Annotated in this window: 11 protein-coding genes; 3 read left to right on the top strand and 8 right to left on the bottom strand. The window is 47.3% G+C overall.

What is annotated here, in order from left to right; genetic code table 11:
* Nucleotides 1-21: 21 nt before the first annotated feature.
* From WMO29_RS14955 to WMO29_RS14945, 3 genes are all read right to left on the bottom strand, one after another.
* A complete protein-coding gene (locus tag WMO29_RS14955) occupies nt 22-1,050 on the bottom strand; it encodes a uroporphyrinogen decarboxylase family protein (protein ID WP_178039102.1) in 1,029 nt (342 codons plus the stop codon).
* A gap of 106 nt (nt 1,051-1,156) precedes the next feature.
* Nucleotides 1,157-1,810 (bottom strand): hypothetical protein, encoded by a 654-nt coding sequence (locus WMO29_RS14950; protein WP_178039101.1) that lies wholly within the window; start codon nt 1,808-1,810, stop codon nt 1,157-1,159.
* Entirely contained in the window at nt 1,797-2,459 is a 663-nt protein-coding gene (locus WMO29_RS14945) for a cobalamin-dependent protein (protein ID WP_178039100.1), read from the bottom strand. Before WMO29_RS14945 ends, WMO29_RS14950 begins: the two co-directional genes overlap by 14 nt.
* 138 nt (nt 2,460-2,597) lie before the next feature.
* Here WMO29_RS14945 and WMO29_RS14940 point away from each other — a divergent pair, with 138 nt between their 5' ends.
* Entirely contained in the window at nt 2,598-3,863 is a 1,266-nt protein-coding gene (locus WMO29_RS14940; RefSeq protein ID WP_178039099.1) for a helix-turn-helix domain-containing protein, read from the top strand.
* A 54-nt stretch (nt 3,864-3,917) separates the two neighbouring features.
* Here WMO29_RS14940 and WMO29_RS14935 read toward each other — a convergent pair whose 3' ends face one another.
* From WMO29_RS14935 to WMO29_RS14925, 3 genes are read right to left on the bottom strand one after another with little or no spacing between them, the layout of a single operon-like run.
* Complete coding sequence (locus tag WMO29_RS14935) at nt 3,918-4,391, bottom strand: hypothetical protein (RefSeq protein WP_178039098.1); 474 nt, start codon at nt 4,389-4,391, stop codon at nt 3,918-3,920.
* Between the two features lie 15 nt (nt 4,392-4,406).
* Nucleotides 4,407-4,703, bottom strand: coding sequence for a PTS sugar transporter subunit IIB (locus WMO29_RS14930; protein ID WP_178039097.1), 297 nt, complete (start codon nt 4,701-4,703; stop codon nt 4,407-4,409).
* Between the two features lie 53 nt (nt 4,704-4,756).
* On the bottom strand, nt 4,757-6,109 hold the full coding sequence (locus tag WMO29_RS14925) for a PTS transporter subunit IIC (protein WP_349165333.1): 1,353 nt from the start codon (nt 6,107-6,109) through the stop codon (nt 4,757-4,759).
* 356 nt (nt 6,110-6,465) lie between these two features.
* Between WMO29_RS14925 and WMO29_RS14920 the strand changes: the two genes are divergently transcribed.
* Nucleotides 6,466-7,590: a cysteine desulfurase family protein gene (locus WMO29_RS14920; RefSeq protein ID WP_349165332.1), complete on the top strand. Its 1,125-nt coding sequence runs from the start codon at nt 6,466-6,468 to the stop codon at nt 7,588-7,590.
* Between the two features lie 74 nt (nt 7,591-7,664).
* Here WMO29_RS14920 and WMO29_RS14915 read toward each other — a convergent pair whose 3' ends face one another.
* Nucleotides 7,665-8,630, bottom strand: coding sequence for a sugar-binding transcriptional regulator (locus WMO29_RS14915; RefSeq protein ID WP_349165331.1), 966 nt, complete (start codon nt 8,628-8,630; stop codon nt 7,665-7,667).
* A gap of 129 nt (nt 8,631-8,759) precedes the next feature.
* On the bottom strand, nt 8,760-10,199 hold the full coding sequence (locus tag WMO29_RS14910; protein WP_349165330.1) for a hypothetical protein: 1,440 nt from the start codon (nt 10,197-10,199) through the stop codon (nt 8,760-8,762).
* A gap of 250 nt (nt 10,200-10,449) precedes the next feature.
* Here WMO29_RS14910 and WMO29_RS14905 point away from each other — a divergent pair, with 250 nt between their 5' ends.
* Nucleotides 10,450-11,370, top strand: coding sequence for a helix-turn-helix domain-containing protein (locus tag WMO29_RS14905; protein ID WP_349165329.1), 921 nt, complete (start codon nt 10,450-10,452; stop codon nt 11,368-11,370).
* The last annotated feature ends 187 nt before the right edge of the window (nt 11,371-11,557 follow it).

The following is an 11,557-nucleotide window of genomic DNA, read 5'->3' as shown; positions in this document are numbered from 1 at the left end:
TTCCTCCTGTTATCCTGCGCCTTATTTCTTATAGGTACCGTACTTCTCAAAGCACTCCAGTTCATACAGCATGGTTTCCTTGGTGGTACCGATTGCATCCAGATAGCCGTACTCTACGCCGATAAAGCCGCCCTGTCTGGTACCCCATTTTTCAACCAGTTCCTTCGCTTCACGGTCGATGCGCTCCTTATCTCCGGTCGGCAGTGTGGTCTGAATATCCACAGACGCCTCAAAACAGATACGTCCCTGACCAATCTTGGAAATCTCATCCACGCCTACCAGATTCGGCTGATGGATATTGATGATATCTACGCCCAGCTCAATCAGATCCTCCAGGATGTCATTGATCTTGCCGTCTGTATGGAAACGGATGTCCATACCGCACTCATGCGCCTTGTCAAAGATTCTCTTGTACTGCGGCTTGAAGATTTCACGGAATCTCTTGGGAGAAATCATCAGTGCCTGCTGGGTACCCCAGTCGTCTGTGGTATCATAGCAGTGAATCCGGCCCTTTCCCAGACGATATGCTTCTTCGATAATGCCGATCTGATAGTCTGCAAGCTTTCTTGCCAGCTCCTCTGTCTCCTCCGGAAGCTCAATGATATCGCAAAGGGTATCCTCAAAGCCGTGCAGGAAATGCATACGCTCAAAAATACACTGGGGGCTGTTCAACTGTACATACAGGTTCTTTTCCTCTGCCACCTTCAGCGCTTCCTCCAGTCCGTCAAAACGGCCCTCTGCCTTCGGATCCGGGAACTGGAAATCCTCCAGATCCTCCTCCAGATCCTCCAGAGCGATATTACAGGGCTCGCCCATGCTGGATCCCTTTCCGTCGCTTCTCCACAGGCATCCCCACTCATCGTATTCGTTGTCGCCCGGACGAACCTTCTTGGATACGCTGTAGGTCTTGCTGTTGTCTCTTTTATCCTTCGGCGGAAGTACGAAGATACGGCATACATCACCCTTTCCCGCGATTCTGTCAAATCGAAGACCGATACGGTCCGGATTCTGGAAATGTATATTAGCCTTCATAATTTCATAACTGGTCATTTTTCTTTTCCTCTCTTTCGCTTTTCCTGTAAAATCTACAGACTTTCAAATCCTATATCTGACATCCGTTTGGCCGCGCGCCAGCTTTCCGAACGTACATCCATATTTACGCTTCCAGAAGCTCCGGACTGGGAGGCTCCTTTCGCATATTGCAGGCTGTGTTCGTACACCGTCTGCAGTCATGTGCCACCCGGAATTCTTCCGGATCCTCCGACAGAAGGAAGATATGGCAAATAGTTTTTACCGGGTAGAACATATATCCCCTGGATAAGGTCAGTCCCGGAAGCTCTGCCTCCCCAATGGTGTCAAAGGCAAACTTCTGGGCTTCCATGGTCAGATCGCCCGGAATCTCCAGTCGTCCCCGGATGCCCACCTTTCTTTCCCGGCAGACGTCCATCACCTGATGCACCCAGCATTTTTCCAGTTCAAACAGATAAATATCTGCATAGGAATCTGCCAGAAGTCCTCTGACGCAGTCCCCGTCCCGGAAAAAGCTCTCACAATAATCGGAAATATTCTTTCCAATCGTAATTATGGCGCAGGCTACCTCTGTTCCCTCCGGAATCTTTTCCGTAGCCAGCTCCTTCGGTATTTTTCCGAAGGCCATTGCTCCATGGGGCTCTAACGCTCTTTTTGCCTCGCTTTCAAGCTCTTCCAGCTCACTCTGAAATTCCTCATACCACTCAGATTCCGGCGGACAATTCATTTTTTGAAGTACCTTTTCCTCCGGCACCTCTGCTTTCAGGTTATGAAACCTCATCTTGTCCTCTCTTCTTCAGAACTGCCTTCCTTGCCTCTCTGGCACAGGACATGGCGTCTGACGTATAAATATCTGCATCAATTTCCTGGGCAAAGCATTCATTGACCGGAGCTCCGCCTATCATAACGATATATTTTTCGCGTAAATGACGGCGCTTCAGTTCTTCAATAACCTCCTGCATGGCGTCCATCGTGGTGGTCAGAAGCGCTGACATGCAGATGATATCTGCCCCAATCTTCTCGGCGGTATCAAGGAACAGGGCTGTATCCGCATCGTATCCGATATCCACCACCTCGAAACCTGCTGCCCGAAGAGACAGGGATACCATATGCTTTCCGATATCATGCCAGTCGCCGCGCACCGTTCCCAGTACAACTCTTCCGATATAGCCATCACCATCTCCCGTGGTCAGATAACCCTCCAGAATGGTAAGTCCGGCGTTGATGGCTCTGGATGAGACCAGCACCTCCGGCACAAATACCTCATCCTTCTTAAACTTATCGGCAACTACCATCATACCTGTCAACAGGCCTTCATTCAGAATCACCTTCGGATCATAGCCTTCCTCCAGCGCCTGACGTACCAGCTGCTTTACACTTTTTGCTTTTCCTTCTTGTACGCTTCCTGATATACTCTGAATTATCGACATCTCTGTCACTCCTCAATATCTGATGTTATTTTAGTAATTTCTTTTGGATTTTGCTTGTAATAACTTTTGAAATTTGATACTTTTTTTGATTTTCTTATGATATAATAGCATGCATACGAGGAAAAGGAGTCTTTCTATATGCAAGCCTATTTATACAATATTATCAGTGAACAGCAGTTGAAGGAAATTCTGGAATGTCTTTATTCCTGCCTGAATCTGCCTATTCAGGCCCTGGATGAAGCGGGCAACACCCTCTGTGGCTTTGGCACTGCCACTCCCTTCTGTATGCAGTTTAAAAAATTGTTATCCGAGCAGAGCGCTCAGAAGGGCAGCTGTAAGGAGCTGCACGCAAAAGCGGCAAAACGGGCCATGGATCTGGGGGAGGCCTACGTCTTTTCCTGTCATGCTAATCTTAATCATATCATATTTCCACTGGTAAATAAAGACACCCTCTTTGGCGCGATTCTGATAGGCCCTTTTCTGATGGACGAACCGGACTCTACGTTACTTTTGGACATCACCCGGCGGTACACCGTATCTACCGAGCATACCCTGGATCTCTATGAGGCTCTGTCCGGTATCCGCATCATCACTCCGGAGATGGCCACACATATCAGCCGACTTCTCTCCTACACCTTTACTCCGCTGATTCCCTCGGCTCTGCAGCAGCTTTCCGAAAGCCGGAGTAAAATTGTGCAGCAATCCCGCATCAGCGAATCTATCCAGATGTACAAATCCGTAGAGTCCGTACAGGGACAGAGTTATCCGGTGGAAAAAGAAAATCTGCTCATTCGGCGGGTAAAGGAACGTAATATTCAAGATTCCCGAAAGGTTCTCAACGAACTCCTCGGATACGTATTTTTTGAAGGCGGCAATAACCTGAATATCATCCGCTCCCGGGCCATCGAACTCTGTTCCGTTCTTTCCCGTGCAGCCATGGAGGGCGGAGCCAACACTGACGTGGCCCTGAAAATCAGCAACAATTTTCTCCAGAATCTGAATTCCACCCGCAATCAGGAGGAGCTCTGCCTGGAACTTCAGAAAACTCTGGATTTCTTTATTGAAAGTATGTTTGTAAAAAATTCAGGAAAAAACAGCGAGGTAATTAAGAATGCCATCCAGTACATGACCCAGAACTACAATAAGCCCCTGACTCTGGAGGAAACGGCGGCCCAGGTACAGCTGAATCCCTCCTACTTTTCTTCCCTGTTTAAGAAATCCTGCGGTTCCTCTTTTAAGGAATATCTGAACTATATCCGCATCGAAGAAAGCAAGCACCTTCTGAGCAACACCAATTATTCTATTATTGACATCGCCATTGCCGTGGGCTTTGAGGAGCAGAGTTATTTTACGAGAGTTTTCAAGAAATATACCGGCCTGACGCCCAAACAGTATCGAAAATAAAGTAAAAAAATATATAAAAAACCCGATGGGCTTCATCTTCCCATCGGGTTTCGTTTATCCGTTCAGCTTCAGAGAATTCTCTACCATCACCTTCGGAATATACTTTTGAATTTCATACACCAGCTGCTTTAACTGATATTTCGGAAATATAAGCTTAAACTGTCTCTTCCCGGTTGTAAAACGCGCAATAACCTTAGATGTCTGATATTCCGCAATCTCCACTGTCGTTACCTTTTCCCAGGGAATTACAAAGCCCAGCTTTACCACGCCCTTTTCACTGATTCCGCGCTTCACCGCCAGGGTAAAGAACAATGCCATCAGGATTAACGTATTGCGAAGGCTTTCCACAAATTCCGCACCGGGATCCGGCCGCAAAAGCAACGATGTAAACAGTAATACAAGACAGAATGTAAAGAAATCGTCTTTTCCTTTCACGGTAACCCGGCGGTTCTGCCGGATTACCAGATAAGTCTCATATATCAGCACTGCCAGTGCCAAAATGCTGACCATATAATTGATGACTGTCATAAAAGCCCTTCCCGATTACATTTCGCCCGGGAAATTTTCCTTTACGCAGTTTACCAGCAGACCTGTTACCTCATCCTTGTTCAGCATATTGGTTGTAGTAACAATCTTTGCGTCGGTCGGCGGAAGCATTTCCACGATCTCCGGGCTGGTCAGAACGATATCCGCATTCATCAGGAATCCCGCTGCCTCACCATGCGCGCAGGCTTCAACGCTGGCACTGATTCCGTTTTCCATGCAGATATTATTTACATTGATTTTCAGCAGCATACTGGTTCCCATTCCATTATGGCATACACATACGATATTTAACATGATTCATTCTCCTTTTTGTCTTGTATTTCTTAATGATTATTACACAGCAAAGCTTAGCATGCAACCGGAATTCCGAGCATTGCTCCGATTCCCTTGAAGATAGCGGTAATTGCTACCCAGATGGTTGCGTAGTCGCTGACACCCTGCCACCACGGCAGATCCAGCATAGCAACCGCAAACGCGGAACCGAAAATCTGAATCAGTCCTGTGCAGAAGCAGATGGTTACCAGAGCCTTCCAGCCGCCGAACTTATTCGCGAAGATACCTACGGTAGCGCCGTCGAAGAACAGCGGGATAAAGCTCGGAATCAGGACAATCGGGCTTCCTGTTGCAATCAGGACAATTACACCTACAATCTGGCCCAGTGCGCCGCACAGGAAACCAAGTACTACAGACTTCGGAGCGAAGCCGTACAGAGCAGCACAGTCAACACCTGCAACTGCGCCCGGCAGAAGCTTCTCAGAGATACCCTTGAAGGACATCATCAGCTCACCTACGAACATACGAACGCCGGCAAGCAGTACCCACAGGTCTGCGGTCAGTGTGATGGAAATCCACAGCATGAAGATGATGCTGTTCTTATAAGTACCGTTGTTAAAGCCGTCAGCTCCGCGAAGAGCGTCTACACCATCCTTACCGATAACCAGCATGACCACTGCAGTTGCGATAATCATGCAGAGCAGAGTTGCCAGAACGCTGTCCTGAAGGAAGTTCAGGGATGCCGGCAGTTTCTTCTTTTCGATATCGTCCTTCTCCGGATTACCAATCTTCGGAGCTACCTTGTAAGCTACATAGTCCATAAACATCTGCTGATGAGCAACAGTCAGGTCTGCGCCGCCTGTGATAACCTTGGTCGGTTTAATCAGCATCGTGGAGCAGATACCCCAATACAGAGCTGTTACAACAGCTGCAATCAGGATGGTCGGAACCATACCTGTACCCAGGAATCTCCATACAATGTATACGGTGATACCACACTGTACGATCATCGCGTTACCGGTCAGGTATACGGCACGAATCTTAGTGTACTTACGAAGCGCTACCAGAATCAGGTTGATGATAAATGCAACCAGAAGTGTATACAGTCCCCAGGAGGTACCTACGCCCTCTCCCAGTACAGCGTCCATTTTCTCAAAGCCGGCTGTCATGGTAGAGTAGGTATTCAGGCCTGCACCCTGAAGTCCTGTAGAATTTTTCAGTGCTGTCAGAAGATGACCAAAGTTCGCGGACAGGGCGCCGGAACCGATACCCATTACAATAATACCGATAGACGCCTTAAATGCTCCAATCAGAGCTTTTCCGACGGTCTGTTTCATAGCAAGGTAACCAATGAATACTACGATTGCCAAAAGCAGGAATGGCTGTGTGAAGATCTGCTTCAGCAATAAATCAAGAATATAATTCATAATCCCTTCTCCTTCTCGTATTGAATTGTAAATCATACATTTTTCATTTGAAGTTTCCGGACAGTCTCCCGGAAATACTGCGCGCCTGTTTTCCGCTGTCCCCTTTATGTCCTCCAAACTTAACTAGATGATAGCAGTTTTTTCCCGTCAATATTTTGAATTATTTTTGAAAAATGGTATTTATTTTGGATATTTTAACAAATAAACATTTTCTCACCTTTGTGCTTCTCTGCACATTTATTCACTTTTCATTATTTTTGGAATTTCATCCCAAATCCTGCGGTTCTATTGAACGGAAAACCTTCGCATGCTATCATACAGACAGAGTTATCGTTTTATGAACAGGAGGGATTCTTTTGATTTACCTTGACAACAGCGCCACGACTTCCACCGACCCGGATATTGCGGCCATCGCCCTTGATTTTATGACAAACCGTTATGGCAATCCGTCTTCTCTCCATCATTTTGGAATGGATGCCTATCAGGCTGTAATGAACGCGCGTTACCAGGCGGCCCGGCTTATCGGAGCTCCCACGGACTCTGTCTATTTTACCTCCGGCGGAACAGAAAGCAACAACATTGCCATCCGGGGTACCGCCCTGGCGAATCAGGCTGTGGGACGTCATATTGTGACCACGACCATTGAGCACAGCTCTGTACTCTCCTGCTGTCAAGCTCTGGAAAAAGAGGGCTTTTCCGTCACCTACGTGGCTCCCTCTCCGGAAACACACCGCATAGAGGCACAGGATATTCTCAGGGCTGTCCGTGAGGACACCATTCTCATTTCCATGATGCATGTAAACAACGAAACTGGTGAGGTTCTTCCCGTGCGGGAGGTTGCCGAGGCTGTACACCGGGAGCATCCCCACACGCTTATCCACTGCGATACCGTCCAGAGCTTTGGTAAAATACCGGTCAAGCTCCATGAACTGAAGGTGGATCTTCTGTCTGCCAGCGGCCATAAAATCCATGCGCCCAAGGGAATCGGCATGCTTTATATCCGTCCGCAGGTTCCCGTAACCCCCCTGGAATACGGCGGTGCCCAGGAAGGCCACGTGAATCCCGGTACGGAAAGTGTCCCTCTCATCTGTGCCTTTGGCGCTGCCGCTGAAAAACGGCTTCTGAACATGAAACAGAATCTGGAACAGGTCACCCGGCTGAACCGGTATTGCCGGAATGCCATTATCGATGCATTCCCTCAGGTACAAATTCTGAGTCCCGAAGACGCCTGTCCCTATGTGCTGAATTGTTCCTTTCCCGGCACACAATCCGGCGATCTGGTGGACGCCCTGAGTATGCGCGACATCTATGTATCAGCAGGCTCAGCCTGCTCCCGCGGCACCTTAAGCCATGTACTGAAAAGCGCCGGTTATGAAGCCTCTCTGGTTGAGGGCGCTCTGCGCATCAGCTTTGACGCGCAAAATACCACAGAAGAAATCGATACGCTCCTCCAGGCGCTTAAAGACCTGATTTTAAAATAACCGTTTCTTAAAGTTTCTAAAAATTAGTTCCGGGGATCTCCTCTGTGGATTCCCGGAACCTTTTATCTGTCTGCTTATTCTATCATTTTTCCTTCCTGGATCAATACATTTAACGCTGTATTCTCATCGGTAATCAGCGTTTTCATCAATCCGCCGTGCAGGGCTCCCAAAATGGGAAGCGCCTTTTTCTGACCCTGCGCTACAGTAATCACCTGTTCTTTATTTATAATTTCTTTCACTTCCAGACCAAAAATTTTATTATGCAGCTCCGTATCCAGGATTCTGCCCTCCCGGTCATAGTATCTTCCAAAAAACAGGCCGACCGCCCCCTGCTGGCTCAGACGAAGCTTTTCTTCCTTTCCCAGATAGGAATTCCACAGAATCCGCTTGTCCTTCAAATCAAAATTTCCTACGGAGCTCAATATCACATTGGCCTGCTTGGCAAGCTCTATGGTCTTGCCTACCGCCGCCACACGGTTCAATACCTGTCTGGCCTGCTTATCATCCAGAATAAAGGGGGCAAAGAGATTGTGGCAGGAGGCCCCGTATACCTTGGCAAACTGCCGGACCAGCTCCATCTCCTCCTCATTCTGTGAAGGGTTATTCAGTAACCCAATCAGCTGCACTACCTGAATCGGCAGAAACCTTTGGGGCTCCATACACTCTACCACCGTCTGAAGCGTCCTGCCTCTTCCGATTCCGATAATGGAATCCTTGGTTAAAATGGAATCTATGTACTCTGCGGCTGCCCTGGCGACTGTACGGAGCGCCTCTTCCTCCCCGCCGGGAATGTCCGCCAGAATCACCGCCTCCTTAAGTCCATATCGTTCTTCAAAAATATGCTCCAGATAATCATTCCGCCGGAAGCCGCCATTGATGCGTATATCTACGATATTCTCTTCCTTCGCTGCCTTCAGAAGACGGGAAATCTTGGTTCTGGACAGATATAGCGCTCTCGCGATCTCTGCCTGGGTCATATCGTCACGATAATACATGACTGCCGCGCGCTTTTTCAATTCATCCTGATTTTCCACTGTCATATAACCTCCAAAAAACGGCAAAACTATAGTCTCTTCACCAAACATCCCGGATAAAGTATACCATAATTTTGCCGTTGCTTCAATTCTTTATATTATTTCAGATTTCAGGCTCCCAGGCAATTCTGCCGATTACGCAACCACAACATCCATTCCCAGCATATCTGCCAGCATTCTTAAATCCTCCTCGTAATCACCGTATACCCATGCGAAGTGATGTCCGAATTCTGCTTCCTTTTTATGGAAATCATGGCTGTCCTCCACATCAAATACCAGCGCGTGCTTGCACTCCGGTGTCAGGAAATCATCACAGCCGGTAACCGTACCGCGTACAATCATAATCTTATCCATCTTCGGACTCAGATTGATTAAGGTAACCTTCTCTCCCGCATCCTGGGCAAAGTCGTAACGCATGGTGGTTCCCCAGTTGCCCTTGGTAAAGCTTACATAATCGATCGGCAGCGGCTTCTCATCATAGCCCTTCATATACTTGGAACATACATCGTGAAGAATACGCAGAGAATGGTTGGTCTTATCCTCCAGACGCACCATGCAGTTACCCATATGCGGCGCTTTTCTCGCAATGCTCATCAGAATCGCGATGGAGATCACGGATCCCACATCGGACGCGCAGGCGGACGGTACTCCGTCATCCTTCATCAGAGAATGTGTCAGACAGAAGGTCAGGTGACGCTTATTCAGCTCTCTGGTTGCGCACATCTCAAAGCAGGGCAGTGTAAATGCGTTACAATCATAGAAGGACATGACCTTCTTTGCGGTCAGATAGAACTCCACATCATTGGAAATCGTCTCTGCAGGAAGATGAACGCCATTGGCATCCTCCACCAACTTATCCGCAATGGCCTTTGCCTCTGCCTTTTCCTCATCTGTCAGGGCATCCAGCTCCTTGAAGAACTCCAGACCATTATAGTTCAGGATTTCCGTACCGAAGCGCTTCGTTACATCTGTGATGTCCACAAAGGAGCTTACGCAGCCGAAGGAAAGAATGTTATTTCTCAGGCCGTACAGAAGCTTCATATTCTTCAGTACCTTTCTGGTGCGCATCGCGCGGAAGGTCTGGTTCAGCTCCTCATAGCTCAGCGCGTTGTATACCTCAAAATCACCGCTTGCGAACAGATGCGCCGCCGCGTCGATTCCGCCCAGACGGGAATATTTACTGTTGGACAGCGGACAGAAAGCAATCGGCTTGCCGGAACGCTTTGCAATAATCGTAGATACATAAGAAATCAGTCTGGTTCCGGAAATCAGGTAAACATCTACCTTCTCGTTATTGGAAAGCACGTCCTCAATACTCTCTTCCTTCACCGCAAAATCCTCATGCCACTCCAGATATTTGCTCTCCAGAAGCTCTACATGACCATGATCCACGTAGTTTTTCAGATCCTCGTTGAAGAACTGGAAGGTTTTTAAAGATTCCTTCTTCTCGTAATCGTAGGTGAGCTCCTCCCCAACGCCATAGCGGCAGGGTCCCATAAATACATTCAGGTGTACCAGGCTTACGAATACCGGCTGAACGACAAGTTTCTTTGTTACAATACTGTTTTTGTACATTGTAAATCCCCTTTCGTTTTCACGTGACTTTGTTCTGCTTTTATTATTCACAACTGGTATTTTTTTGTCAATATTTTCACCAACGATATGACAAATGACTGATTTTTTTCTCATTCTGCACAAATGTTCAACGCGATATTTCGTGCGAATTGCAGTTTTTCTGCCTTTTTTGGTAATAAAAAATGGTATTTTTACCAAACTTATGGTATTATTTATTTCACAAAATAATTACCGGAAAAGAGGCTTTGTTTTGGAAGTTAAACTCTATGAATATATTGAAAAAAAGAAATTGGAAAAGCTCCTGGAATGTCTTTACTCCTGCCTGGAGCTTCCTCTGCAGGCATTAAACGAAAACGGGCAGACACTCTGCGGCTTCGGCATCTCCACGCCCTTTTGCGACTGTTTTAAAAAGCTGCTTTCTGTCTATTCCACTCCCAAGGACTCCTGTCGGGAGCTCCACGCGGATGCGGCTCTGCGCGCTCTAAAATCTCAGAAGCCCTATATTTTTTCCTGTCATGCCAATCTGAATCATCTGGTCTATCCCTTATACCATGATTCCGAGGCTCTAGGCTGTATTCTCATCGGCCCCTTTCTGACTGCGCCTGCGGATACCGATATGCTCAGCGATATCGGAGAACGCTATGGGCTTCCTCCAAAACCTCTGCTGGAGCTTTGTGAGTACACCTCCAGCATTTCTCTGGTTTCGCCGGAAAAGGCAGAACAGATCAGCTGGCTTCTGTCCTATATGCTTCCTCCGCTGTTCTCGGCAAAGTCAGATTCCTGCTCCTTCTGCACCACATCCTGCTCATCCTGTTCCAAAAAGCAGAGTGCCGCCAGAGAAGGCGGTAATTACCGCAACGAACAGGAACTGATGACCGCTGCCATCGCTTATATCTCCGAGCATTATGACCAGCCTCTTACCCTGAAGGAAACCGCTGATCATGTAAAACTGAATCCTTCTTATTTTTCTGCACTGTTTAAGCAATGCTCCGGTTCTACTTTTAAGGAATTTCTGAATTATACACGAATTGAGGAAAGTAAGAAATATCTGATCAATACAAATTATTCCATTATTGATATTGCCATCGCCACCGGCTTCGAGGATCAGAGTTACTTTACTAAGGTATTTAAAAAATATACCGGCATGACGCCGCGGCAGTATCGAAACTGATATCCATTTCCGGAAAGAATACAGAGAACACAAAAAACGCTGTACGAACATTTCGTACAGCGTTCTCTTTGTACCTTCAAAACTATATACTGCATATCTGCTTAGACATTTTTCTATCCTATGACGCTTCGCGTTCCGCTTTCGCTTCACACTCTTGGTCAAGCCCTCGACCTATTAGTAACAGTCA

Origin of the sequence: Laedolimicola intestinihominis (assembly GCF_040096155.1) — a bacterium.
Lineage (GTDB): Bacteria > Bacillota > Clostridia > Lachnospirales > Lachnospiraceae > Laedolimicola > Laedolimicola intestinihominis.
This window is presented reverse-complemented; position numbering and strand designations above follow the sequence as displayed.

Coding starts and splice junctions, on each gene's coding strand:
- WMO29_RS14930 (WP_178039097.1), bottom strand. CDS start 4,703: ATGTTAAATATCGTATGTGTATGCCATAATGGAATGGGAACCAGTATG.
- WMO29_RS14935 (WP_178039098.1), bottom strand. CDS start 4,391: ATGACAGTCATCAATTATATGGTCAGCATTTTGGCACTGGCAGTGCTG.
- WMO29_RS14915 (WP_349165331.1), bottom strand. CDS start 8,630: ATGACAGTGGAAAATCAGGATGAATTGAAAAAGCGCGCGGCAGTCATG.
- WMO29_RS14955 (WP_178039102.1), bottom strand. CDS start 1,050: ATGACCAGTTATGAAATTATGAAGGCTAATATACATTTCCAGAATCCG.
- WMO29_RS14950 (WP_178039101.1), bottom strand. CDS start 1,810: ATGAGGTTTCATAACCTGAAAGCAGAGGTGCCGGAGGAAAAGGTACTT.
- WMO29_RS14945 (WP_178039100.1), bottom strand. CDS start 2,459: ATGTCGATAATTCAGAGTATATCAGGAAGCGTACAAGAAGGAAAAGCA.
- WMO29_RS14925 (WP_349165333.1), bottom strand. CDS start 6,109: ATGAATTATATTCTTGATTTATTGCTGAAGCAGATCTTCACACAGCCA.
- WMO29_RS14940 (WP_178039099.1), top strand. CDS start 2,598: ATGCAAGCCTATTTATACAATATTATCAGTGAACAGCAGTTGAAGGAA.
- WMO29_RS14910 (WP_349165330.1), bottom strand. CDS start 10,199: ATGTACAAAAACAGTATTGTAACAAAGAAACTTGTCGTTCAGCCGGTA.